The following is a 26712-nucleotide window of genomic DNA, read 5'->3' on the forward strand; positions in this document are numbered from 1 at the left end:
TTACCTTTTCAAAAAGCTAAAGTGTTACAATATTTTTCTTGTTGCGTAACATGAGTCGCCCGAAGATAAAGCAAAGATCTTACGTGCTTATTTTATTAAATAAACAGTAACCTTTATCTTTTTATTTACTCCCTTTGCCTTAAAATTGATGTCTGCTTTGCCTTTCCCCTTTTTAGCCTTAATGGTAAATATCACCTGTCCGTTAGCGTCTGTTTTTTGTCCGGATGGAGTAATCTTTATTTTCTCCGGATTATTTTTAGAAACCTTTGTTTTTACCTTCACGTCCTCGGCAACGCAGCCATCTTCGCCGGTTACCGTTACTATTATTTCCGCACTCTCATTTTTCACAATTTCCAACTCTTCCGGATGTGCGGCAATTGATGCGGCTATACAGGTAACCGGAGCAGGTGTTGTCGTTGGCGACGGCATTGGAGCAGTTGCCGTTGGTGACGGTGTTACCGCCGCCACAAAAGCGGTAGCTGTTACCACCCTTGGATAACCGGTGGTATTAATTTCATCGAAATAGGTAATCGTTAATGTCTCCCCTGCGGCTGCCTGAATACGTTCATATTCCAATGTGCCTCCGCTGTCTACCACCTGAATTGTTCCCACAAACGCACCTGTATCGGCGCCCGTTTCAACCATCCTCACCCTTGTAGTATTAAATGGGGACGTTTCAATAAATACATCGTTTGGCAGCACCTCTGCTTCTGTATGGTTCGTATTTCGCTCCGCATCTGCCAGCATCATTTTGGCATAGTCTCCTATAGAATAGGAGTCGGCATCAAACGAAAGTGTTGCATCAAAACTGCCGAATGTTAGTTCCCTTGAGATTGTTGCCTCTGTCAGTGCTTTGCCGGTGTATTCCACAGTGGCAGTACCGCCCTGCACTGTTTTTATAACGCCAATATTTGATCTGACATTTGAACTGGCGCCGCCGGTGGTGGCTGTTCCCGTCCTTATAGTTGCAAGGAAAGTGCCGCTGTCAGCGCCGTCCTCATTCAGGTCAAGCAGCAGGTCTTTTCCGGAATAATAGTTTACGCCAAATACCTTAATGGCGGTGGTAAGCACCTCTTCCGATGCGGAATCGGCGTTTCTGCCGAGATCCGTTACGGTGACAACTACGGTATCGCCAAAAAGATATGCCATATCCTTGCTCAGTGACATACTGACTGTGTAACCAGGCGTTGGCGCAGGAGAAGGCGTGGGCGTTTCTGCTGGTATTGTCGGAGTGGGCGTCTCCGTTGCCGGTGGAGTAGGCGACGTAACAAATATTGGCGTAGGAGTAAACTTCAGTTCAGGCGACGGCGTGGGGCTGGGCTTTGACGTTGGCGTTTGAGGCGGCGCTGATTCGGTGGTAAAACTCCAGCTATAGTTTGAATTCAGGCTGGTTCCGGCATAGTTTGCAGCACGAACGCCAGCGGTGATTGTTGCAGTATATGCGGTGCTGTATGCCAGATTTACCAATGGGGTAAATGTAGCGGCCGCTCCGTTTGCGGTTACCAACCCGGTGACTTTATTAACTCCATCGCTGAGTATAAACGTATCATTCGTAAGGGTAGAACCGTTGATATACATTGAAAAGGTTGCAGATATTGCCGTGTCTATCGCCACACTTGCTGCCCCATTGAGCGGTTTTGTCGAATTTATGGTAAGGGTTACGACCGGAGGCGGTGAAGGGGGTTCCGGCGCAGAAACGGTGGTAAAATTCCAGGTATAAGAAGAAGCCATCGCATTCCCAGCCAAATCCTTCACCCCGGTGGTAATCGTTGCCGTATAGGCAGTGGAATAGGATAGATTATTCAGTGGTGTAAATACGGCCGTCGTGCCATCGCAGGTTACTGCTCCGCTAATGCTGCCGCTACTATCGCTTAACGTAAATGAGGTTGTGGTGATGGTAGATACATTCATTGTTTCGCTGAATGTAGCAGTGGTAGCATTATTTATTGCCACGCCGGATGCACCATTGGAGGGATTCGTGGAATTCACTGTGGGCGGTGTTGTATCCGTTACTGTTCCGGTGGTAAAGCTCCATGTATATGCAGACGACATCGCATTTCCTGCCAAATCTTCCACTCCCGCTGTAAGCGCAGCCGTATAGGTGGTATTGGATGAGAGATTTGCCAGTGGAGTAAATGTGGCGATGCTCCCATGATAAGACACCGCTCCGCCAATGGTGCTGCTGCCATTGACCACTGTAAACGTGGCTATGGTAAGGGAAGAAGCGCTCATAGTCTCACCGAATACGGCAGTAATAGCGCCGTTAAGGACGACATCCGTGTCCCCGTTGGCAGGAACTGTGGAACTGACCACAGGCGCGGTGGTATCAGCCGATGCGCCGGTTGTAAAACTCCACGTGTAGTCAGATGCCATCCCATTGCCTGCCAAATCTTTCGCTCCTGTGGTAATCGTTGCTGTATAAGTTGTATTAAGCGCCAGATTTGTCAGCGGAGTAAATGTGGCGGTAGCGCCTGCACTGGTTACCGTGCCGTCAATATTACCAACGCCATCACTCAGGATAAACGTAGCCTCAGTAATGGTAGAAGCGCTCACTACCTCGCTGAACGTGGCTGCGATTGCGCCATTGTAAGCAACCCCTGTAGCGCCACTGGCCGGGCTTGTAGCGCTGACCACGGGCGCCGTGTCGTCCGTGGATGTCCCTGTGGTAAAACTCCACATATACGCAGACGCCATATTGTTTCCAGTATGATCTTTTACCTCAGTTGTTATGACGGCAGTGTAAGCAGTATCGGAGTCAAGGATACCTGACGGTATAAATTCAGCGGTTCTGTCATTGTAGGACACCGTTCCACTGATATTGCCGCCGATGTCGTCGCTTACAGTGAATGCTGCCGTTGTAATCGTAGAATCGTCCATAGCCTCGCTGAACACGGCGGCGATGGCTCTGTTGACGGAAACATCATTGTCGCCATACGCCGGGCTTGTGAAGCTGACCCCAGCCGTTACCGTCACCGTTCCGGAATTTACTGCAGTAAGACTCCCCGACGTCGCCTTTATTTCAGCAGTACCTGCAATATGTCCGGTAAAAACCGCACTCTTACCATCGCCTGATGAGGCAATATCACCGGAAATCACACCACCAGTGATGTTCTCAAGCGACCACGTATCTGCCGCAACATTAGCTACAAAATTATCCGAGGCATCCCGGGAAATGGCATATGCGGTAATCAGGTTGCCCGGTGTTATACCCTGCGCAGGAACAATTTCCCCGCTTCCATCCGGTTCCGTCTCTACCCCCACCTTTGTGGCTGCTCCTGCCAGTATGGTAAAGTCATCGCTTACGTCGGAAGCCAACTCGTTACTTGAAGCCGTCAGGTTCTTTGTGCCAGCCAGGTTGATACTCAGGTCATTAAATGTTGCAAGACCACTGGCCTGCGTTGTTTCCACCGTTGTCCCGCTAAGCACACCCGTTCCGGAAGACAATGTCATTGTAATTGAAACACTACCGGTAGATACATTATTTCCATAGATGTCCTGTAGCTGTACCGTCACCGATGGACTGATCGTATCTCCCGCTGTAGTATCCGAAGGTTGCTGGCTAAAACCCACCTTCGCCACCGCTCCCGCCGATATGGTAAACGCATTGCTGACGGCTGAATTTAATCCGTCACTTGACGCCGTAAGGTTTTTTGTACCCGCAATGTTGATGTTCAAATCATTAAACGTTGCGAGGCCGCTTGCATTTGTCGTTTGTAGTATTGTTCCGTTAAGTTCCCCGGTCCCGGAAGACAATGAAATCGTAATATCAACCCCGGCGGCAGCTACATTATTACCATTGACATCCTGCAACTGTACCGTTACTGCCGGGCTGATCGTAGCCCCTGCCGTGGCATCAGAAGGTTGCTGAACAAAGACCACCTTTTTTGCCGGTCCTGCTATAGTTGTAATGCTACCGCTCGTGCCCGTTAAGTTGTCAGCATCAGTTCCCGTCACGGTGTGAACAGTTCCTGCTGTCGTACTGGTGGTAAAGGTTACCGTTGCAAGGCCGTTGACGTCTGTTATGCTCGTGCCGGATGAAAAGGATCCGCCATTGGTGCTGCTCCAGGTGACTACTTTACCATCTGCACTTACTGCATTATCATTGGCATCCGCAAGTTGCGCTGTAATTGCTACGCTGCCTCCCGCTGCCGGGCTGTTGTCGTCTGAACTTACGATGTACTTGCTTGCAAAAGGTCCGGCAGTCCATTGTGAAAATGCATCTACACCGGTAAGCGATAGCGTGTTGGCGTCCGTATCTCTTGAGGGAACATACCGGCTGGGCCAGGTCGTTCCCCCATCCGTGGATTTTGCATAAATCAAATTTGCTTCGTTTATTCCGTTCAACTCGTTATCTGCATATTTTGATACGAGGGTAGCATCCAGGCCGGCGTTTGTCGTTGGGGTAATAACAAATATTCTGTTTATCCCGGCAACTCCGTCAATAGTCTGAGCAGTTCCCGTGCCTGTCTTTCTCAAAACAACCGTAGAACCCGGTGCTGAGCCAGCAGCATTTATCTGGATTCCTAAACCACCAAATGTTTCATTTACCCCCGTTGACAATGTGCGTGTTGTCTGAATATTCCCGGTAACGACACTGTCATTTGTAGTATTCCCATCAGTATCGTTTGTTTCTGACAATATTCCGGACGAACCAAGAGTCAGGGTATTACTACTCCCCGTTGTAAGTATTCCACCCGACACCGTAAGTGTCCCATTAACGGTTGCAGAACCGCCAAGTGTAACTCCACTGGAATTATTGACCTTGAGGTTTCCATAGGTAAGGGCACTGACCTCCTGCGCCGCTGTACCTGTATATTCCACGGTCAGATCCGTAAGCGTCTTGTTTGAAATGGTATATTGAGCATTAAAATCAGGAGTAGTTGCCGTCCGTGTTACTTTGACAGTACCGTTCCCGGTCAAAGCGCCGCTTCCGCTGATTACAACTGAAGCACCAGGACTCAAAACGGCATTCAGGTCAACATCCAGCGTTCCATCAATACTAAAGTTCGTATTTACAGAAACGGCAGCGCCGGTATTCGAAATCGTCAGATTGTTAAACGCCGTTGTTGTTCCGCCTATGGTTTGTGCGGCGGTTCCATTCAACGTTATTGTGCTTGTTGATGCAGTAAAGGCACCGTTATTTGTAAAGTCTCCTCCAATGGAGTGGCTAAAGCTGCCAGAGTCAAACGCAGCGCTGGAACCAATGGTGAGGCTGCCGCTAACTGTCATTGCGCCTCCTGCGGCGGCAGAAGCGGTTTCCGACATCGAGAAATCTCCGTCGATGGTCAGCGCCGATGCTGGCATGGTCTTTGTGCCGGTACCACTCAGTATGAGATGCCAATATCCCACTGTTCCGCCATTTGGATTTAACACCGTCTGATCTCCGCCGTTATACTCTACCGTATTTATCAGGAATCGTGCCCGCCATGTTCCATTATTGGTAATTGCACCGGCGATGCGCATGATATTGTCGGTGCTCATCGTCAGTTCTGCGCCGGCGTCGATGGTAATATTGTAGAAATTCGTTTCCCCGGACATTGATGCGGCAGCGTTCGTAAAAATTACGGTGCTCGTATCGGGATTAAAAGTTCCGTTATTTACCCAGCAACCGTTGCTGCCATCAATGGTAAGCTGCGAACTTGAGGTTCCGTTCAAAATACCGCCGCTCCGGATTGTCATGCTGTTGATTGTAACGCTGGAGGGTAGTACCGGGGAATAGTTGCCAGAGGGTAGGGCAGGAATTATTACGTCGCCAGTTGCTCCCGGGACGCCGCCTATCCAATTCGCCGGGTCTGTCCAGTCCGTACTGAAATCGCCATCCCAAACAATATCTGTGGCCACCCTATTGGCAAGTGTCCACTCGAAATCTCCAAAGATTGAACTAAATGCGGCAATACCCATATTAGACAATTCAATCCAGTTGTCTGTTGTATTGAGACTTGAACTGCCACGTTCCTCTACGGCGGCTTCGGGGTCAGCATGATAATGCCATGAACTCAGATTACTTTCCGTATTCCCATTAAGTTCTGAATCGTGGTAGTGGAGTTTCACTGTAGCAACAGAGCCGCTTCCCCCGGTTCGGATAATGTCATAGTATCTCGTAATAGCAGTTGTTTTCCAGGAAGGGGCAGAGCCGATAGTAATTTTTACACTCATTTCTGTTGGCAACGTTCCTGCATCAGAAAAGGTTATCGTGGTAAACTGACTACCGAAACTATACTGGGTATTGGAGGTAATGGTTGTCCGCTTGACAATGCCTGTCACATCACCTGTTCCTACCGTAGTTGCTGAAGCGCCCATCGTAAGCGTGTTGGAGCCTATGGCAAGGTTGCCGGTCAAGGTCAAGGTTGCATTCACCGTGAGATTTGTGGTTGCTGAAACAGCGACGGTTGTATTTGAAATCGTTAAACTATTAAATGTTGTTATACTTGTGCCGGCAATGGTTTGCTCTGATGTACCATTAAATGTCACGACGCCAGTACCGGCAGTAAAGGTGCTGTTGTTTGTCCAGTTGCCTGTCAGACTCAGGGTGCTCGAATTGCCATCAAGTGTTCCTGCAGTGAGCGTTACATAGCCATTGATAATGTGAGATAATCCGCTGCCGGGATTTAACGTCCCGCCGCTCCCATTCATCGTTAATGATGCAGCCGTAACACTGCCTGTAAGAGTCGCCGTGCTTGCTGTCCTCTCAAAGGAAAGCGCCCCTGTTGTAGAGAAACCGGCGATGTTTGGCGTAGCGCTCGTTCCGCCAATGGTTATATTGGAGCCGTTAGCGGTAAACGTGGCGCTATTAGTAAAACTCCCGTTTAACGTCAGGGCATAGTTGCTTGCTGATGTGTTGAATGTCCCTCCCGTAATATTTAATGTCCCGTTCACAATTATGGCCGCCCCCAGCGTTCCCGTTCCTGTGCCGGACTTTGTAAGGTTATTAAAGGTAGTGGCATTATTGGTAATCGTTTGTGCGCCGCTTCCGTTAAAATTGACTGACCCTGTACCGGCGGTAAACGTTGCCGAACCTGTCCAGTTACCGGTCAGGCTCAGAGTACCTGAACTGCCATCGAGTGTGCCCGCAGTGAGTGTTACGTTACCGTTGATGGCGTGAGATAATCCACTGCCAAGATTTAACGTCCCGCCGCTCCCGTTCATCGTTAATGATGCAGCCGTAACATTGCCGGTAAGAGTCGCAGTGCTTGCCGTCCGTTCAAATGAAAGCGCCCCTGTTGTCGAGAAACCTGCAATGCCCGGCGTAGCACTTGTTCCGCCAATAATTATGTTAGACCCATTTGCCGTAAATGTTGCATTGTTAACAAAACTGCCGTTCAAGGTTAAAGCATAGTTGCTTGCGGATGTATTAAGCGTACCTGCCGTGATGGTAAGGTCGCCGTTTACTATGATGGCGGCGCCAAGCGTCGCCGTCCGCCCGGATTTGTCAATAGTGAGATGATGATAGGTTGTTCCCTTTACCGTTTGCGCAGCGGTCGTGCTGGTGTAGTTAACCGTATTGGAATTGACCGTTGCCGTCAGGGTAGTAATGTCTGAAGTACCGCCAATATTTAAAACAGCGCCACTGCCCTGGGTAAGCCCGCCAGAACCGCTTAAGGCTGTGTCAACGGTCAGGGTTGTGTTGTTGGTGAGGGTAACTTCTGCAACCGTCACACTGGGAATTGAAATCGCCGATGTTCCTCTGATTGCTTGGTTGTTTGTGTCAAAGGTATATACTCCCGTTCCGGCGTCAAAGGTCGCGCCGTTATGAATGATCCCTCCCTGAAAGGTCACCGCCTCATTAGCCGAATTATTCCATGTTCCGCCAGCATCAATTGTGACCAATCCTACAAACATCTTTGTTCCGGTTTTGCGTGTGATACCTAATGTGCCTGCAATACTCGTGATGCCATTTGCCGTTAAGGTGTTAGAGCCTGTATTGAACGTTCCTGCCGTTACAGTAAGGACTCCGTTCACTGTGGTGGTAGCACCCAGAGTTGCTGTATTTGACACCTTGTTAATCGTGAGATGATGATAAGTCGTTCCTTTTACCGTCTGATTGCCAGCGCCATTATAATTAACCGTATTGGGATTGGCAGTAGCAGTCAGGGTAGTAATGCCTGAAGAACCGCCGATGTTTAATACGGCGCCGCTGCCCTGTATAAGCTCCCTTCCACTGCCACTACCACTACTGCTTAAGGCAGTTTCAACCGTTAAAGTTGCATTATTCGTGAGGGTTGCTCCCGAGGCAACGGTTATTGTTGGAATCGAAAAGTCACTATCGACAGAATAATCTGTTGTAAAAGTAGCAGCGGTAAGTGATTTCGAGGCCGCCGTGCCGCTGAGTGTGCCGCCGCCTCCTGACTTCTGAAATGTCCATGTGCCCTGAGTCCCCGTGATTGACCCTGTTCCGTCTATCTGCAGATTGCCATTCATCGTAACGCCTTCTGTGACGGTGAAATCCATGGCGCCACCGTCATTTATTATAATATCGCCAAATGTCTTTGTGTTCGACTTTGAAGTGATGTTTATTGCGCCAGTTACGCTTGTTGTTCCTGTGACGGTTGATGTAACACCTCCAATACCAAGCGTTCCGGAGGTAATGGTAAGATTGCCGTTTATTGTGATAGTTGCCCCGAACGACGCCGTATTCGAGGCCTTATTAATGGTAAGGTGATTAAATGTAGTAGTCTTGCTTCCGATTGTTTGATCATTCGTTCCGGTAAATACTACGGTACCGGTGTTTGCCGTAAATGTTCCTGAGCCTGTCCAGTTGCCGTAAAGCGTTAAAGTACTCGATCCCCCATTCAATGTTCCTGCGGTTAGCACAACATTGCCTGTGATGGTGTGGTTGAATGCAGCGCCAAGATTAAACGTCCCGCCCGATGCGTTTACGGTAAGATTGCCTGCTATAGTAAGTGTCGAATCAGGTGTTTTTGTCCCTGCGCCTGAGATTGTCAGGTTTTGATAACCCGGTGTTCCGGATACAGTCTGAGTTATTCCCGATGTATATTCCACCGTTGTTCCGGAGGCGATATTTAATGTATTAAACGATGGAAACGTAGTCCCTACTGTCGCTGAGCCTAGTTTAACCGTTCCGGATGTGAGGTTAAGAACGCTGGAGCCAGATAGGGTGATTACATAACCTCCATCGCTAAAGACACTATTTGATGTTACGTCGCCAATCGTAAGCGTGTTAACTGTTATATTGCCCCCAAGGGTGCCCCCGGCGGTATTATTGACCTTCAGCGTTACATATGTTCCTGCATGTATTGCCTGGGTAGCGGAACCATTATAATTAACCACGTTCCCGCTTGCAGATGCCGTCAGGGTGGTAATGTCTGAAGTACCGCCGATGTTTAAAACAGCGTTGCTTTCCTGCGTGATCCCTCCCGTGCCGCTCAAGGCCGTGCCAACCATCAGGGTAATGCTGTTGGTAAGGGTAACGCCCGTAACGGTTACTCTGGGGATAGAAATCGCTGTTGTCCCTCCTATTACCTGGCTGTTAATATCAAAGGTTTGCACTGCCGTTCCAGCGGTAAAGGCAGCGCCGTTATGTGTAATCCCTCCCTGAAAGGTCACCGCTTCGTTAGCCGAGTTATTCCAGACACCGCCTGAATTGATCGTAACCATTCCGGTAAACGTCTTTGTTCCGGTTGTGCTCGTGATACCTAATGTTCCTGTAACACTCGTAATACCGTTTGCAGCTAAGGTATAAGCGCCTGTATTAAGCGTTCCTGCCGTAATGGTAAGGTCTCCATTCACGGTAGTTGTAGCGCCAAGCGTTGCGGTTTGGCCTGATTTGTTGATAGTTAGATGGTGATAGGTAGTCCCTTTTACTGTTTGTGAAGCCGTTGTACTGGTGTAGTTGACCGTATTGGGATTGGCAGTCGCAGTCAGGGTGGTAATGGCTGAAGTGCCGCCGATGTTTAAAACAGCGTTGCTTCCCTGGGTAAGCCCACCTGTGCCGCTTAAGGCTGTGCCAACCGTTAAAATTGTGCTATTAGTGAGGGTGACTCCCGTAACGGTTATACTGGAAATGGAAATTGCCGTTGTCCCTCCGATCTCCTGGCTGTTTGTTGCAAATGTCTGCACCCCAGTTCCGGCGGTAAAGGTCGCGCCGTTATGGGTGATTCCTCCCCGAAAAGTCACTGCCTCATTCGCTGAGTTGTCCCACGTTCCACCCGCATCAATTGTAACCAGTCCGACAAAGATCTTTGTCCCTGTATCTGAAGTGATGTTTACCGTTCCGTCAATAGTTGTCGGGCCGGTAACCGTTGATGTTACTCCCCCTAAATTAAGCGTACCGGTTCCGTTAACAGAAAGATTTTCTGCAATGGTTAAAGTACCGCTATTTACCGTTGCTGTGCCATCGATGGCCAAATTTCCAAAGGTCATGCTGACAGTCGGAGCGATGGTAGTAGTTGAGGCAAGGGTGGTAGTAGCCTTGGACAGGTTAAAAGTGCCTCTCGTATTGGTAATATCTCCACCAAAGGAGATTGTTGCCGCGTCGCTGGATGTGAGATCTGAGCCAGCTCCGTTTTTGATATAATCACCAGAGAACGTTAAGGCACCGGTTGAAACTGTAATGTCGCAATTTCGTTGTTGACTTGTCGCTGCCCCTTGCAGAGTAGTCCCGCCTACGGTAAACGTACCTGTACCCACCGTGAGGGTAATATTCGTCGTGGCCGCAGTGGGTTGGGCGGTAAAATCGCCGCTGCACGAGAATATTCCTCCATTAAAGGTAATCGTCATATGCGAACCGCTTCTGGCAGGGCTCAGGTCGGCATTTACACATGAAAGGGTAACGCCGGAGGCAAGATTTATGTTATGCACTCTGGCTGTTGTAGTAATTGTATTGGTAATATCACCCGAAATGGTCAGGTTTCCATTAATTGTCAGTGTTGATGCAGCGGAATTACCATAGGTAAGTGAAGCGATTGTTGTGGAAGTGGTTATCGTAGGCTGGTTGGTAATAGCGCCGGTGCCTATCTCGACTGCATCATCTGACGCGGGAGGGAGGCTTGGGGTACCGCTAACGGTAGTCCAGTTTGATGCCGTTTCCCATGCAGAACTTGTGGCGCCGGACCAGCGAACCGTTCCTGCGGCGAGCGCTTCTGCATCACCGGCAAAGGCCAGTGTGAGTATAAAAAGTGTTAAAATTATAAACTTATTCACGTAAGTCAGGTCATCTCAAAAACTTTATGTAGAGCGAAGCGCCACTTCGCCCTGCAATTTTGAAATTACTAAACATTCCATTCTCGTTTTCAAGCCGGAACTTGGAAACGAGAATTAAATTAGGTTGGGCTTTTAAAAAACGAAAACCCAACGGCATTCATTTCTACTCACCCCTACCCCTCCCAAGAGGGGAATTTGAAATTACTTACCGGTGCGTATTTTTCCCTTCTTTCTTGGAACAATAGAGTGCATTGTCGGCTTTTTTGATTAAATCCTCCATGTCATTGCCGTCTGCCGGATATAGACTGATGCCTATGCTGACGGTAATGCCGATTTTGTCATTATTAATCAGGAATTTTTGGGAAAGTAATCCGAGAAGCTTCTTCGCCACATGATTTGCATCCTCTCTATGATTAATGTTTGTAAGGATAACCATAAACTCATCTCCCCCAAAGCGGGCAACCGTATCACATTCCCGGACGCATTCCTTCATCCTCACGGCTGCCTCCTTTAACAGCAAATCTCCCATATGATGCCCGAAGGAATCGTTAACGGCCTTAAAGCCATCCAGGTCAAGCGCCATGACGGCTGCCATCTTCTTATTACGTTTTGCCTGAAGGATGGCCATTTCCAGCCGGGCACGAAATAAATTGCGATTGGGGAGGTTGGTAAGGGCATCGTGATATGCCATGTGTTGAATACACGCTTCCGAACGTTTACGTACAATGGCATTGCCTATAATCTCAGAAACAATACGGAGCAGCATTATATCTTGTTCTTTGCAGGAGCAGCCGTTCAAAATATTTTCACAACTAATAAATCCGAATGAATCTTTGTCCGCAAATACCGGAAAGGACAATACGGATTTGACTTCCCGTTTAATCAAAAACTCTTGTTCTGCCGCTGCTTCTTTTGGCATACGGCACACCTGTGGGATATGAATAACATCGCCCGCACGCAGGTGTTTCATCCACCATGTGAATGCGAAGAAGGAAACGTCCATAAATCGACGTCTTTGAGAGGGTATGCCTTCGTTGCACCATTCATAAACATTGTCAGCCATGCCGTTATTCGTACCGGACAGCACAAGGCATACCCTGTCAACTCCGATCTGCCTGCCAATTTCTCCCTCGCCTATTGTTTGGAGTATTTTTGGAATAGCCTCATCAACAGAAACAGACTCCATCAATATGTTCGACAGTATATACAGGATTTCATGCCGCTGTTCATTTTGCTTTTGTATTGTTATATCTTCCTTTATCGCAAAAAAATGTGTTATCATTCCTTCCTCATTCATGAGGGGAGAAATAGACGCCTTCTCCCAGTAGAAACTGCCGTCTTTTTTCTTATTACAAAACACCCCTTTCCATTTTTTGCCGGAGGTAATTGTTTCCCACAAATGTTTATACTCTTCGGGAGCAGTCCTGCCGGATTTCAGTATGCGGGGATTTGCCCCTGTAACCTCTTCCCGGGTATAGCCGGTGAGTTCAGTAAATTGCGAATTTACATATTCAATAGTTCCCTTTATGTCTGTCACAATTACTGCACATGGGATTTGTTCTATTAACGTGTAAAACATGATACGTTTATCTTTTCTGCCTGTTACCGCGCTCTGCGTGGCAACAAATTGTTTTGGACGCTCTGAGTCCGGATTATTACTCGAGATACAGGGCATCTGATCCTGCATTCCCACGCGAGAGCGCTGGAACGGGAAAAAACATTACACACTCTTTCGCATTGCTTGTTTTTCGTTGGGCAATGCCCATCCTACTTAACTCACTTTGTTCTGAATGATAAGAAAGACGTTGGGTTTTGCCTTTACAACAGACATGCTGGTTACTATTGAGGCGTGTAATCTGAAGGTGGTTACGATAGAGATATGTGCGGAGTGTGAACTTGCCGAGACGAAGCGTAAAGTTTGTATTGGCTTTCGCTACTGTGATTTGTCCGAACCTAAGAATCTGTGTGCATTCAAATAAATCAAAGGCGGAAAGCGATAGCTCTGTGCTGTATACGGCTGCGCTTCGCGCAGCCGTATAACCATAGCCGTATAACCATAGCCGTATAACCATAGCCGTATAACCATAGCCGTATAACCATAGCCGTATAACCATAGCCGTATAACCATAATAGTCATGTAAGAATAAAGCACAGTAATGTCTAAAATCAAAAAAAATCTTACTGTCGAAGGCTGAATAATTCAGCACTTATCGGTAGTAAGGCTATCTTTGTACTGTAAGTAAAGACCTTTTACTTTGCGTCCCCTGATTGCTCAGGGTTTGCCTTTATCGATATTTTCATGAATCTTGTATTAAAAGCGGGAAATATACATTATTACCACGGGTTATTCAATAGTTATTTTTACCGGTATCAAAATTTTTGTAATACTTTAGTCCTATGAAAAAAACCGCTCGTTCCCAAGCTCCGGCTTGGGAACGGGATTGTTTGAGAAGCTCCAGCTTCGAATGGAAAAGGGAATGAACCCATTATGTCAGCTTGGAGGCTTTTCAGTATGTTACCCAAGATATTTGGGAACCTCTTTTGAATCGAATAATACACGAAGCTTCGCTTGCCGGCTAAATGGAAGCTAGAGCTTCCAACGCAATTACGTTCCCAAGCCGGACAGACTGGGTCAAATGAACTTTATTGTCTCAAAAGTGGGGACAACTCTTCGCATTATGCCTGTTTTCGACCCTATTTAGTGCTGTTTTCCCATTAAAGTGGAGAATGCCTGTCGTAAAATAGGATAAAATTGCCCATTTGACCCAGTCTGCGGAGCTTGGGAACGAGCATTTTTGTTTTTCCAAAAATCTAAACTGTTACAAATTTTTAGATCAGGCTGATTAAAGTATGGCTATAAACAGTGGTATAAAATTTGCGACAACGCTACATAATCATTTAAATGTTTCTGGTAACTATTCAGCTTGAGGGGATTTAATTTGTACATAAGTTTTATAAAAACCAGTTAAACCACGGAACACGCGGAATACACGGAAATTGATTATTTTGCATAAGTTTTATAAAAACGTGTAAGTATCCTCTTAAAAAAATACTACATTGTGTGAGAAATCGTATTTTTAAACAGATGTTGATAATGGAAGATTAGTAGTGTTTAAAAATTAAACGTTTTGATATACTGAACTCAAAGTATTTTTTTACGGGAAAAAAATTAAGTTTTATAATGCGTGGGACATTGAACGGTTTGTTTTTAATGGAAGGATAAATAAATGAAGCCGAAAGGTATAATTCTTATTGTCGATGACGAAGAAACAATCAGGCTTTCTGTCAGGGAGTTTTTAGATGCGCAGGGTTATGAAGCAATTGCCGCCGGTAGTTGCGAAGAAGCGCTGGAGAAAATGGATACATTTATGCCGGATTTGATACTGCTGGATTTGAGATTGCCCAATATAAATGGAGTGGAACTTATTGAAAAAATAAAAGAGAAAGACCCTAACGCGTTAATGGTGGTAATGACGGGATATGGAAGCGTAGACTCGGCAGTTGAAGTAATGAGACTAGGGGCATACGATTATTTAGAGAAACCGTTTAAGCTTGACAGGTTAAGGTCGGTGGTTGAAAAGGCATTAAGGAGGCAGGGGCTGCGCCAGGAGGTGCTTGAAATAAAGGAAAAGCAATGGACGTTTGATGAAGAATCGGACGGAATTATTATTGGCAATAGCCCGCAGATGAAAGAGATATATTCTCTTATTAAACAGGTGGCAAAAAGTTCTTCTACAACGGTGTTAATACAAGGAGAGAGCGGTACCGGGAAAGAGCTTGTTGCAAGGGCGGTGCACCGGTTAAGCGCAAGAAAATCAGGGCGTTTTGTGGATATAAATTGCGCTGCCCTGACGGAAAGCCTTCTGGAAGCAGAATTATTTGGTTATGAAAAAGGGGCATTTACCGGCGCGGCGACAGCCGGTAAACCGGGTTTGTTTGAAATTGCCGATAAGGGAACCGTTTTCCTTGATGAAATAGGCGAGATGGGGGTTTTGCTGCAGGCAAAACTTTTAAGAATTCTGCAGGAAAGGCAGTTCAAAAGGGTTGGCGGCATACAGGATATCAAAATAGACGTTCGGATTATTGCCTCGACAAACAGGAACCTTGAAGAAGAAATAGCGTCGGGAAATTTTAGAAAGGATTTGTATTACCGGTTGAAGGTATTGCCGATTTATGTGCCGCCATTGAGGGAAAGAAGAGAAGATATAATGCTTTTGGTGAAATACTTTATACATAAATATAATAATGAGTTTGGCAAGAATATTTGCGATATCCCGCCCGATACTGAACGGATATTATTGGAATACGGCTGGCCTGGGAACATCAGAGAATTAAAGAATGTGGTAGAAAGAGGCGTGTTGATTGCAAACGGCAGCGCATTATCGCCTAAATATGTTGCAAATATCAGCGTTGGGAAAAAAGAATCTGAAAGCCTTGCCGGTATTACTGTTGATGGAAATACTGACTGTGTAAGCAGCGACGGACTTGATGCCCGTTCACTGGCATTTATGGAAAAACAACATATAGAAAATGTCCTGAAAGAAACCTCATGGCGAAGGACGGAAGCGGCAAGGGTGCTGGGTATCAACAGAACGACCTTATATAATAAAATAAAAGAGTATGGCATTGCACAGTAATATTTAATTAATAAGCAAAAGATCGCCTATAAAAAAAAGATGAAGAAAAAAATTTTATTGGTAGATGATGAAGAAACGCTGCGATGGGCTTTGCAAAATACCCTTTTGGATGACGGTTATGATGTGGAGGAGACCAACGATAGCATTGAAGCCCTGGAATTGGCGAAAAAAAGAAAATACGATTTGGTGATTAGCGATTTAACTATGCCCTTCATGAATGGCGTGCAGTTAATTGCTGAAATAAAGAAGGCAAATCCCTCAATAAGGGCGATTATTATGACGGGTTATGGTTCAACGGAGGCGGTTATTGAGGCGATGCATACCGGCGTTTCTGATTTTATAACAAAGCCTTTTAAGCTTGAACATATGAAGAAGGTGATTCGCAAAGTCCTGAGTGAAGGCGAAAATACCGGTACAAATGCGCATAGCGAAAAAAAACGCGGGAATGAAGAACCACGGCCGTGTGAGGTATATACTGACAAGCACAAGGATTCATCCTGTTATATTGTGCAGGACGAAACAGAGAAGGCAAATCTTACTTTTTATGATGCCGTTGAGACTGATGACCGCCAGTTGGCGCTGTTTGGAAGTTTTTCACGCGAGGCCGGGTTGGAAAATCTGGATACGGTGATAAAAACAGTTTTTCGCTATGAGGCTAAAACATGCAGATCACCGGCATCTTTGATAAAAAACATGAATACATTTCTCTGCGAAAATATAAAAAACCGTTTTCCGCTTATGCTTTTCTGTGTAATTTTGGAGAAACAAGGGCAAAAACTCTCTTATTCAATTTGCGGGGAAGGACTCGCCTGTTTTGTATTTTCGCAGGAAAAAGAAATGACACAGTTGCAATCGTATCCCTTATTCCTAAATATGTTTCCTGACATAAGCGTGCCGGAGCAAACCCTGCCAATGCCTGCGGGTAATAGATTTATTGTGATTGACAGCAATGCTGTTGCTACAAGCATCCGGAAGGGAATTATTCAGAAAGACAGGCTCAGGGATGCACTTGTGCGGGATGTTGCCGGGGATTGTGAGCATGTGGCGAAAAAAATGAAAGAGGGAATAGTTGGATGGCATGAACTGACTGCCGATGCACGAAATTGTTCCGTCGCTGCCTTTACCCTGGAGAATGGCAGATGCATGCCATGGAAAGAAGAGATTTCTATTTCCATGCCCATTGATGATTATGATGAAGTGCTGCAATTATTCGAAGAAAAGTTGTCAAAAATAGTGGGTGACGAGTGTAAGAGGCATGACATTATTACGTCTGTTAATGAGGCCGTTTTGAACGCATTATTCTTTGCATACAAGGAGGGGGAAAAAGGGGAAATTGTTCTGAAATTTTCTAGATTGGGGGAAGATATCATCATAGTGGTAAGCGACAGGGGCTGTGGATTTGATACGCAGAACTATGAAGAACCTGATACGACATTTTATAAAGGCATAGCAAGAAAAGACGGGCGAGGGATTTTTGTTATGAAACAGTTAATGGATAGAGTAATGATACAATCCGGCAGGGGAACCGGGACTTCGGTCTTTTTGGCGAAACGGGTAAACTTCTATGGAAATTGAAAGGCATGAAAAAGGCAATGTGGTCGTGTTATCGCCAAAGGGGAACCTCGTGTATGAGGGGGCAATCAAACTGGAGTGCATGCTTAAGATTTTGTGCGAAGATGCATGCGCCATTATACTGAATTTCAGAGATGTAAAGTATATTTCCGCAAACGCATTGGGGAGTATCGCATATTATGTGAGTTGTTTCAGGGAAAAACAAAAGGGATTTAAGCTGGTTCAAACAAATAAAAACATTAAAAAACTTATGGATATTACCGGCCTGCTTCGCATTGTGGAGGTATTTGAGAACGAGGATGAAGCAATGTCAAGCATTGGTCCCCGTGTGGGGAAACTGGAAAGAACATTTTTATGGTCAGGGGGAAATTAATCCTCAGTCCTCAGTCGGCAATCCTAAATCTGCAATTTGCCGATTTCCGATTGTAGATTGCCGACTGCATAAGTGACCATTAAATATTTCGTCAAATAATGCAAAGAAATTACTGATAAGGTACTAACTTTATTAAGAGGTAATAAAATATGACTAATACTCCATCTGATGACGAAAAAAAGGAAACTGCATTAAATGAAATAATCGAAGGGCTGCAAAAACGGGAGGAGGAAGATTCTTTCCCGGAAGCGATTTCGCAAGGTGAAGACGCGCCCGATATGCCTGTTCATGAAGCCTCTGACGAGTCGGTAAAATCAAAAAAATTGTTAAAAGCGGGCATGTTGCTCAATCAATATGTACTTTCCGCTATGGTGCTTTTTTTTATAGTAGGCGCGATAAGCTTCTTTTTATTTCTCCAGAAAGATTGGATTAAAGTAAAAGGCAATAAAATGGTTTCCCGCCTTGTGGAAAAAAAGCTGGAAGAGTCTTTGGATAAATATATGGACTTGAACGACAATTTAAGGGGTGGCAAAAGGGCTAAGGCAAAACTGTCAGACGATATAAAGGGGGAAAATTCTTCTGGTGTACAGCGAGGCCGGGAAGAAACGCAGGAAGACAGGACAGAATATATCATCGAAGCAAATCGATTGTACGAACAGGGCGATTACAAGACGGCGGCTTCTCTCTATGGAAAGGGATTAGACAAATCGATGCCTTTTCTGAATGAGGATTTTATTGTATATCGTTTGGGCGATTGTTATTTTCAATCGGGAGATTATAAGGAAGCCCTTGAAGTGTTCAGGCATTTAAACAATGATTATCTTAACAGCGAGTATCAATTGCAAAGCAGATTAAAAATGGGTGAATGTTGCGCAAAACTGGGGGACTATAAGCAAGCAAGAAAAACCCTTTACTCCGTTATCGCCCAGGAAGGTGACTGCAAAACGGAAGAAGATAAGTCGTGCGTGGCAGAGTCTTATTTTAAAATCGGAGATTATTACCGGGAGGAGTCAAAACGTCTGAAAAATGCATCTCAAATGGTAGGTACGGTCACCGCAGGATCCGGGAAAAGCAATGACCATTTGTAGAACGAAGAATAGGAAGGCAAATGAAGAATTTTGGTAACACTTTAGTCTTGTTAAACGGGGAATTGTCATTTGTAGTGCGACGAGGTTCGTCGCACTACATGAATTTAGTGGGCTTAGATATTTCAAGTGAGGAACGAGCGGCAACCGTTTATAGCAAATGCTCCGCCCCTGCACTTATACGGCAAGTAGCGTTATTATTGGAATTTTTCTAAAAACTAAAGTGTTACAAAATTCTGCATATACCATTTATGGGATAATGAATAATGAATAGAAGAATAATTTTTATACTCATATTTCTTTTAGGCGTATTTCCTGTATGCTCTCTTTCCAAAGCCGGTGAGGAGACTACTGGCGAGGCGAAGGAGGATATCTCAAATACCGTGCAGGGCGTATTGAACGAGGAGAGGAAAAACCTGGAAATGCTTCAGATGCAGTTGCAGGCTATTGATGAATCAAGCGAACTCAGTGAATCATTAAATAAAGAGTTGAGAAATCTTGAGATGCTCCAAATGCAATTGCAAATATTAAGAGATCAGGAGTTAGAAGAAAAGGAAGATAATGGCGCCGGGACGAAGGCGGCTGAAAAGAAGAGTGGTGCTCCGGAAGAAAGAAAAGAGGTTTTTATACAACCAAATGAAAATATCATGCTGAAAAAAGAACTGGACGAGTATGATATGCCGGTTTATTCAATTAACGCAAAACAGGTGCAGGTGTCTGAAATATTGAAAGCGCTGTCAGCAGTCTATGGCAAAAGTATTATTGTGGATGAAGAAATTGCACCCGAATACTTGTCATCTTTTATAAATGTATCAATCAAAAAAAGCCCATTACAGGATATATTGGAAGTAATTATCGGAATGCGCAACCTGGAATTTATTCCGAAAGAGAACGCTATATTTGTTACCTCTTTGTCACAGCTTAACGTCGATACGGCATCTGACTATTATAAGGATAAGGCTGCCCAAATATATCAAAGGGCACAAATAAAATATCCCAACGACAAAATGGTCGTCAAGGCGTATTATGAACTGGGGAATTATTATTATGATCTGGGTTTCAATTTTCTTGCGTTGCAGGAATATCAGGTTGTTGTAAAAAAATATATAACGTCTCTCTTTGCAAAAGATGCTTTATTTAAAATCGGAGACTGTTATTACCGCCTCAATGACCCGGAAAGCGCCATTCGGGCGTATTTTCAGTTTATTTATGGCTATCCGAAAGATCCTTTAATTGCCGATGCTTTTATGGGGATCGGCGACTCTTTAATGATGCAGGGGTTTTATGTGCGGGCAAAGGACACCTACGAAAGGGTGCTGAATGGATATCCGGAAGCAGAGATTGCCGCTAAGGCGCAGCTTAACATTGCCAAAGCGCTTGCAAAAATGGAAAAACACCGGGAGGCGATTCGGGCATTGATGGAGGCCAGGGAACTCTATAATTCCCTCCATGTAGGGGCTGAGATTGAATATTTAATAGGAAAATGTTTATTCTCGTTGAAGGAGTATGAGGATGCCAAAACAGTTTTGGGGAATTTCCTGGCCAATGCTGGCAATGAGAGATATGCCGAAGACGCAAGTTTCTTATTGGGAGAGTGCTTCTATAATAATGAGAATTATGTTGAGGCATTCCAGGTTTTTAAGAGAGCGCTGGAAACCTATCCAAACAGCAGCAATGTCCCACGTGGTATGTATTTTTTGGGAAAGTCTCTGCGGGCAATGCACTTTTATGATTCTGCGATAAAAACATTCCGGGAAGGGATACAATTTTGGCCAACTAATGAATATGCGGACAAAATGGCCATGGAGATAGGATGGTGTTATTTTGATGATGATAATTATGCGCGGGCGCAGGAAGGTTTTAAGGATTTTATAAAGAAGTACCCTTACAGCAAGGTATTAATAGAAGGAATGGTTGGCCTGGCGGATGCACTCTTCTGCGAAAAAAAATACGAACAAGCTGTGAAGGCATATATAGATGTTTTAGGAAATAGCAGCGAAAAGGAAATCAGGGCGTTTGCATTTGAAAGAATTGGCGCTTGTTATAAAGCTATGGGAAAACTGGAACAAGCAATAAAAGCGTTTCGTTTAGAGTTGGGATGATGCCTGTCTCAGCCATAAAAGAATCCCCCCGCAATCGGCAGTCTACGGTCGGCAAATTGCAAATTGAGGACTGAGCAAGGTGAGGAATCTTAGGATTTCTCACCTTGGCAGAAATGACAATTACAGGCATATTAAATTCTTCTATGTCCCTAAGCACCATCCATTTTCCAAATCTTTAACTGCGTCTTTACCCCTGCTTCAAGCCGGTTGTTCGGCTTTTCCGGGGGGCCACTTTATTTGGAGTTTTCTTTGACTGATTGCACAGTCACGAAGATAAAGATTTATTAGGGTCTGGTATGGAATACCGGTATCCTCCGACATAGACCTGAAATAGAGAACAGTATCACGGTCCAAACGCATAGTAACCGGTTGTTTTAAATACTTTAAATAAGGATTTTTACGCCCCTTCATTTTGGAAAAATCATAATGGTCTCTCATTGTCTGTTCCTCCAATATTCACTTTCTTCATCGCCATCGGCTTTCCTCGCAGAGATGATTCTGATAACTGTATCGCTTTCCCGGAAACAGTGGCAGATGACCAGAAGCCTAAGTTTATAACTTATTCCAAGTAAGATAAAACGATCTTCTTCGTGTGAATGGTCGGGATCAAAATATTGAATGGCATTTTCATCATAAAAGGCTATACGCGCTTCTTCGAAGGAAATCCCATGCTTTTTGATATTGGACTTTTCCTTCCGGTTATCCCATTCAAATGTTAATTCGATCATATGTACATTGTACTTATAAAAATATTGATGTCAAGGTTAAGGTTCAAGCAAAACAGGGAGTCAAATTTTACAAAAATCGGGCATGCACCCTGACAAACTGCAAAACCCCAAGTGATGACCTTGTATAAAGTCTCCCGCCTCAGTATTGTCTTATAATTAGACAACACGTCCATATTTTTTACTTAATCAATAACAACGACAGGCGCTTCAGGTATGGCTACCTGGTATTTTTTTGATACTTATTGTGACATAAGCTTTCTTTTGTAAAATAGTTGTGAGTCCATGTGCCGTAGTTTCTGTAGTATCTGCCTGCAGGGTTATTGTTGTCGACCGTGTACGGCACTGCTTTTGCGATGCCCTTTATACTGATTGCATTTTTTTTAATATCATGAACTAATTAGTACCTTAGCAGTGATTTCTTTGCTTTTTTTGGCAAAATCCTCCCCCTTACCCCCCTCCAAAGGGGAAGAATGTCCCCCGCTGGCGGGGGTGCAGGGGGTGGATTCTAATTTTCGTATTTTTTATTTCTTTCTTGTTTGGTTCTGGCTACGCCAGCATAGGTAAACATAAGGACGTGTTATTTGAGTTTTTTGAAAAAAACAGAGAAAAAGTTCCTGGTGGTTTTTATGGCTTTGTGGATGGGTGTGCCTGTTTTTATAAGTTCTGAAAGATGTTTGTTTAGCGAGACTGTAAACAGTGGAAAAAATGCAGGAACCGGAGAGATTCAGGACGTATCTCATGGAAGTTCTGCTTTGGTCGGTACTTCGTCTGGTGCGGGCGAACATCAAGGAGTGGAAAGGGTATTATCAAATCTCAACGTTGAAAACGAACGGCTTCGGGAATTAGAAAAGAAATATTTAACATTGCAAGGCGTTACTTCAGAGACAGGGATTGGGAAATATTTTAAATCAGGCGCAACGAAAGATATTGATTCTGTGGCGGTTCATGAAGTGGGCAATGTGTCAAAAACAGACGGCCAAAGCGATGCCGGTGATACATCAAACGAGATTTCAGAATACACGCCATTACAGTATTCAAAAAACTTTGAGGATGCAGTGCCGCAAAAAGAAGAAGTTGATGCGTCCGTTGAGGATGGCGAGGAGAGAGCCAGGATGCACAACCGGCTGCATCGCTATTTGACCGGCATAGAAAAAGAGACGCCTCCCATAACAATAGCAGAATGTTTTTATACATTGGGTGAATATGAAAAAGCCTTGCAGGGTTATAAAAATATTCCGCAAGAAGCGGTTACGCCGTATCAATACATGTGGGCCCGGTACCAGATTGCAAATTGTTTCCGGCAGTTAAAAAAATACGATGACGCGCTGAATGAATTCCAGCGTTTTATCGACGAAAATCCGAAGAGTGAGCTAATAGTGCAAGCGAAATGGTATGTTGATGATATTGCCTGGTGGAAGGAATGGCAGGGGAAAAATACATTGAAGAATAATAAATTGTTAATGCTTTCTGATAATAATGAGTGAAATAATGGGAAAAGAAAACGGGGTTACGTTATGAAAAATATTGCCGTGAACAAATATCCGAAAAAATTCAGGAATGAACTCGCAACCGCCTTTGAACAGTTTAATCTTTATACATTGCGTTTGGAAGAGGCGTACAATAAGCTGCAAAGCAGGGTAAAGGAAATAGATAAGGAGATGGAAGATACAAATGCCCGTTTAAAGGATAAAGTGCAGGAACTCGACAGCCTTACGAAATATCTAAATAGTCTTTTGGGAAGTATTCATAGCGGTGTTATCGCCATAAATGTGAAAGGGGAAATAACTACTTTCAATACGGCGGCAGAAGAAATATTGAGCTTCAGCGGGTCTTGCGTGGTAGGGGGAAATATAGCGTGTTTATACGAAAATGCGGACGGTGGTGAATCCTTGCTTACGGAGGCTATTAAAAAGGGGCAAAATTTTATTAATGTTGAGCGTAAAATAAAAACCAGCCAGGGATTAACCAGGATGCTGGAAAGCAGCGTGTCACTGATTAAGGACTCGCAGGACAATATTATAGGCGCTGTAGAGGTGTTTAAAGACTTATCAAAGATAAGAGATTTGGAAATGCGACTGAGAAAAGCGGATAAACTGGCTGCCATTGGCGCAATGGCGGCAAGTATTGCCCATGAAATTCGTAATCCACTAAATGGTATTGAAGGGTTTTCTGCATTACTTGCAAGGGACTTTGAAGATTCCGACCCCCGTAAGAAACTGGTAAAAAATATAATACAAGGCACAAAAAATCTGAACAAAACGGTTACCGAGTTGCTGGTATTCGCGCGTCCGGTGCGATTGAGTTTAATGAATAGCCGTATATCTGAAATTTTGGACAGAACACTCTTTTTTATTAAGGAAGACATGAACCGGAATGGAATAGATGCTATTTCTATCCATAAAGAATACGGCGCAGATGATTATTGTTTGAAATGCGATGCGGAAAAATTGCAGCAGGTCTTTTTGAATCTTTGCTTAAATGCAATTCAATCTATGACATGCGGAGGCCATTTAACGGTATTTACGCGGACAATAGAGGGAGAAAACGACAACGGCGTTGTTCAGATTGGCATAAAGGATACCGGAGTAGGAATTAAAAAAGAGGTTGTCCGGAAGATGTTTGACCTCTTTTTTACTACAAAACAGGATGGAACGGGGATTGGATTGGCAATTGTGAACAAAATTGTAGAAGCGCATAACGGCAAAATCTTTGTTGAAAGCGAAGAGGGAAAGGGAACGACATTTTATATTAATCTGCCCATAAATTCGCATGACTATATGGATTCGTACAGCGCCTTCGTTCCGGAAGAAGAGGCATTGGCGATGCAGTTTGCTTAAGTAGCAAGTTATTTATGTCTTCCAGTCTATAGGGGAATAAAATGAGTGTCGAGAAAATAATGGTTGTCGATGATGATGCATTGGGGCGTGAATACCTCTGTGAAACGCTGAAAAGAGGCGGATATGATGTTACAGGGGTTGGCAACGGACAGCAAGCCGTCTCGCGAATCGGCAAAGAAGATTTTGACATGATATTCATGGATATGAAAATGCCTGGAATGGACGGCATGGAGGCGCTTGAAAAGGTAAAGGGAATTTCGTCGGAAACCGTAGTCATTCTCATGACTGCGTATGGCACTATAGAGTCTGCTGTGGAAGCTATGAGAAAAGGCGCTTATGATTACATTATAAAACCTTTTTCTCCCGATCAGATAGAGCTTTTAATCTCAAGGGTGAATGAACGGCAGAAATTAATCGCCGAAAATAAATACTGGCGGTCTGCTTCCAATGTGGATGAAAAATCTGAGCCTGTGTACAGCAAAAATTCTAAAATGTCGCAAATATATGAACAACTGAAAAAGATTGCACAGAGCAAGGCAAGTGTTCTTATACAGGGAGAAAGCGGTACGGGCAAGGAATTAGTTGCGCGTGCGATACATTATTTCAGCCCGCGCTGCGAAAAACCTTTTATTCGGGTAAATTGCGCAGCCCTGGCAGAGTCCCTCCTGGAAAGCGAACTCTTTGGGCACGAACGCGGCGCATATACCGGAGCGGTGGCAAAGCGTATAGGACGCTTTGAACTGGCAAACGAAGGTACGCTGCTTCTTGATGAAGTCAGCGAGATTTCTCCCAATATACAGGCAAAGTTGTTGCGGGTGCTGGAAGAAGAGGAATTTGAGCGGGTTGGGGGAGAAAAAACCATAAAAATCGATGTCCGCATTGTGGCAACCACAAACAGGGATTTGGCAAAGGAAATACAAAAGGGGACGTTTCGCGAGGATTTGTTTTACCGGTTAAATGTTGTTCCAATACACTTACCGCCCTTACGGGAGAGGCGCGAAGATATCCCGTTGCTGGCGAATACCTATCTTGAAAAATATAGTTCGGAAAATAATTCATCTGTCAAATCGATTGAAAAAAGGGCAATGGATTACCTTTCCCAATACAATTGGCCTGGGAATGTGAGGGAATTGAAAAATATTATGCAAAGAGCGGTTGTTATGGGTTCATCGGAAGAGCTTGGATTAGAGAACTTTACATCCCTCATTGACATAAAAAAATCCGAACATACCATGTGTAATGATTCCGTAAACATAAAAAAGAATGGTCAATCTATTGAAGATGCAGAGAAGGAGTTGATTTTTACCACACTCGAAAAAACGGGCGGGAATAAAACAAAGGCAGCCGGGTTGCTTAAAATTACAACCAGAACATTGCGGAATAAACTCAATAAATACGTAATTGCTCAATAAATTGTGGCAATGGAGGTATTGGGGACTTGGGATTTCCCATTATACCGTAGCAATCTACAATCTACAGTCGGCAGTCGGCTTTCAATAGAGGTCAGATGTCAGAGATCAGAGATCAGAGGTCAGATGTCCGCGAAAAACTCTGACTTCTGACTTCTGACTTCTGAAATCGGCAATCGGCAGTCGGCAAATTGCAGATTGAGGATTGAGGACTGAGGATTGAGCAGAAGGCGATGTATTTTCCTACATACCGTGAAATTTTTTCTTAATAGGGGGGCAAAGATTTGCCTTCACGGATGCAATAATATATTTTTACTTACGCTGTATCTTATTGATAAATAGATATATGTGTATTTTTATTGCATATTGTATTTGCTGTCTCTGTTTTCCGGTATTTGTTTTGCGATGTTCTGTGGATAAGGAGAAAGATTATGAATATTGGTTTAGATAAAACGTTTGGTTTATTAGAGAATATGTTGGATGTTTCGTCTCTAAGGCACAAGGTTGTTGCAAACAACATTGCCAATGTAAACACTCCTGGTTACAAGAAAATGGTGGTTAATTTTGAGGGTGAGCTTGAAAAGGCTATACAAAGCAGTTCGCAGAAAAATTTTAATAAGTTTGAACCAAAGGTCGTAATTTCAGAAGATGTTGTAGATGGGACATTGCGCAACGATGGAAACACGGTGGATATGGAAAAAGAGGTTGCTACTTTACTGAAAAATACGGGTTTTTATAAAATATATTCGCAGTTACTGGCAAAAAAATTTGATTTAGTAAAAGCCGCAATTGACGGCTCTAAAGGATAA

General features: G+C 44.5%; 14 protein-coding genes and 1 riboswitch. Of the genes, 9 read left to right on the top strand and 5 right to left on the bottom strand.

Features of this window, described 5'->3' with window-relative positions:
- Positions 1-87: 87 nt before the first annotated feature.
- From M5U24_RS17690 to M5U24_RS17700, 3 genes are all read right to left on the bottom strand, one after another.
- Positions 88-11160: an Ig-like domain-containing protein gene (locus tag M5U24_RS17690; protein WP_298203155.1), complete on the bottom strand. Its 11073-nt coding sequence runs from the start codon at positions 11158-11160 to the stop codon at positions 88-90.
- 205 nt (positions 11161-11365) lie between these two features.
- On the bottom strand, positions 11366-12835 hold the full coding sequence (locus M5U24_RS17695; RefSeq protein WP_164994563.1) for a diguanylate cyclase: 1470 nt from the start codon (positions 12833-12835) through the stop codon (positions 11366-11368).
- Entirely contained in the window at positions 12816-13274 is a 459-nt protein-coding gene (locus M5U24_RS17700) for a hypothetical protein (RefSeq protein WP_230408047.1), read from the bottom strand. Before M5U24_RS17700 ends, M5U24_RS17695 begins: the two co-directional genes overlap by 20 nt.
- 95 nt (positions 13275-13369) lie before the next feature.
- Positions 13370-13454: riboswitch (cyclic di-GMP riboswitch) on the bottom strand.
- Positions 13455-14387: 933 nt separating this feature from the next.
- Here M5U24_RS17700 and M5U24_RS17705 point away from each other — a divergent pair.
- The 5 genes from M5U24_RS17705 (at position 14388) to M5U24_RS17725 (ending at position 20929) form a co-directional block, all read left to right on the top strand.
- Positions 14388-15797, top strand: coding sequence for a sigma-54 dependent transcriptional regulator (locus tag M5U24_RS17705; protein WP_099324430.1), 1410 nt, complete (start codon positions 14388-14390; stop codon positions 15795-15797).
- A 39-nt stretch (positions 15798-15836) separates the two neighbouring features.
- Positions 15837-17372: a response regulator gene (locus M5U24_RS17710; protein ID WP_099324431.1), complete on the top strand. Its 1536-nt coding sequence runs from the start codon at positions 15837-15839 to the stop codon at positions 17370-17372.
- On the top strand, positions 17362-17742 hold the full coding sequence (locus M5U24_RS17715; RefSeq protein WP_099324432.1) for an STAS domain-containing protein: 381 nt from the start codon (positions 17362-17364) through the stop codon (positions 17740-17742). Before M5U24_RS17710 ends, M5U24_RS17715 begins: the two co-directional genes overlap by 11 nt.
- Positions 17743-17891: 149 nt before the next feature.
- A complete protein-coding gene (locus M5U24_RS17720) occupies positions 17892-18830 on the top strand; it encodes a tetratricopeptide repeat protein (protein WP_099324433.1) in 939 nt (312 codons plus the stop codon).
- Between the two features lie 263 nt (positions 18831-19093).
- Positions 19094-20929, top strand: a complete 1836-nt coding sequence (locus M5U24_RS17725) for a tetratricopeptide repeat protein (protein WP_298203157.1) — start codon at positions 19094-19096, stop codon at positions 20927-20929.
- A 198-nt stretch (positions 20930-21127) separates the two neighbouring features.
- Here the strand turns inward: M5U24_RS17725 and M5U24_RS17730 are convergent, their stop codons facing one another.
- Both M5U24_RS17730 and M5U24_RS17735 read right to left on the bottom strand, forming a co-directional pair.
- Positions 21128-21367 carry a BrnA antitoxin family protein gene (locus M5U24_RS17730; protein WP_099324435.1) on the bottom strand — a complete coding sequence of 80 codons (240 nt, stop codon included), beginning with the start codon at positions 21365-21367 and terminating at the stop codon, positions 21128-21130.
- A complete protein-coding gene (locus M5U24_RS17735; RefSeq protein WP_099324436.1) occupies positions 21364-21657 on the bottom strand; it encodes a BrnT family toxin in 294 nt (97 codons plus the stop codon). Before M5U24_RS17735 ends, M5U24_RS17730 begins: the two co-directional genes overlap by 4 nt.
- 626 nt (positions 21658-22283) lie before the next feature.
- On the opposite strand from M5U24_RS17735, the gene M5U24_RS17740 reads away from it, so the two are divergent.
- From M5U24_RS17740 to flgB, 4 genes are all read left to right on the top strand, one after another.
- Positions 22284-23141: a tetratricopeptide repeat protein gene (locus tag M5U24_RS17740; protein ID WP_164994568.1), complete on the top strand. Its 858-nt coding sequence runs from the start codon at positions 22284-22286 to the stop codon at positions 23139-23141.
- 30 nt (positions 23142-23171) lie between these two features.
- The gene (locus M5U24_RS17745) at positions 23172-24494 is read left to right on the top strand and encodes an ATP-binding protein (RefSeq protein ID WP_099324438.1); all 1323 of its coding nucleotides are present in this window, start codon (positions 23172-23174) and stop codon (positions 24492-24494) included.
- Positions 24495-24535: 41 nt separating this feature from the next.
- Positions 24536-25906 (top strand): sigma-54 dependent transcriptional regulator, encoded by a 1371-nt coding sequence (locus M5U24_RS17750; protein ID WP_099324439.1) that lies wholly within the window; start codon positions 24536-24538, stop codon positions 25904-25906.
- Between the two features lie 428 nt (positions 25907-26334).
- Positions 26335-26712 (top strand): flagellar basal body rod protein FlgB, encoded by a 378-nt coding sequence (gene flgB / locus M5U24_RS17755; protein ID WP_099324440.1) that lies wholly within the window; start codon positions 26335-26337, stop codon positions 26710-26712.

The sequence above is a fragment of the Candidatus Kuenenia sp. genome (assembly GCF_027493735.1).
In the GTDB taxonomy this organism is placed as follows: Bacteria; Planctomycetota; Brocadiia; order Brocadiales; family Brocadiaceae; genus Kuenenia; species Kuenenia stuttgartiensis_A.

Bases quoted from the DNA above. Each gene is read 5' to 3' on its own strand.
- M5U24_RS17705 (WP_099324430.1), top strand. From the start codon at position 14,388: ATGAAGCCGAAAGGTATAATTCTTATTGTCGATGACGAAGAAACAATC.
- M5U24_RS17720 (WP_099324433.1), top strand. From the start codon at position 17,892: ATGACTAATACTCCATCTGATGACGAAAAAAAGGAAACTGCATTAAAT.
- M5U24_RS17695 (WP_164994563.1), bottom strand. From the start codon at position 12,835: ATGCCCTGTATCTCGAGTAATAATCCGGACTCAGAGCGTCCAAAACAA.
- M5U24_RS17725 (WP_298203157.1), top strand. From the start codon at position 19,094: ATGAATAGAAGAATAATTTTTATACTCATATTTCTTTTAGGCGTATTT.
- M5U24_RS17735 (WP_099324436.1), bottom strand. From the start codon at position 21,657: ATGATCGAATTAACATTTGAATGGGATAACCGGAAGGAAAAGTCCAAT.
- M5U24_RS17740 (WP_164994568.1), top strand. From the start codon at position 22,284: ATGGCTTTGTGGATGGGTGTGCCTGTTTTTATAAGTTCTGAAAGATGT.
- M5U24_RS17750 (WP_099324439.1), top strand. From the start codon at position 24,536: ATGAGTGTCGAGAAAATAATGGTTGTCGATGATGATGCATTGGGGCGT.
- M5U24_RS17715 (WP_099324432.1), top strand. From the start codon at position 17,362: ATGGAAATTGAAAGGCATGAAAAAGGCAATGTGGTCGTGTTATCGCCA.
- M5U24_RS17745 (WP_099324438.1), top strand. From the start codon at position 23,172: ATGAAAAATATTGCCGTGAACAAATATCCGAAAAAATTCAGGAATGAA.
- M5U24_RS17700 (WP_230408047.1), bottom strand. From the start codon at position 13,274: ATGGTTATACGGCTATGGTTATACGGCTATGGTTATACGGCTATGGTT.
- M5U24_RS17710 (WP_099324431.1), top strand. From the start codon at position 15,837: ATGAAGAAAAAAATTTTATTGGTAGATGATGAAGAAACGCTGCGATGG.
- flgB (WP_099324440.1), top strand. From the start codon at position 26,335: ATGAATATTGGTTTAGATAAAACGTTTGGTTTATTAGAGAATATGTTG.
- M5U24_RS17730 (WP_099324435.1), bottom strand. From the start codon at position 21,367: ATGAGAGACCATTATGATTTTTCCAAAATGAAGGGGCGTAAAAATCCT.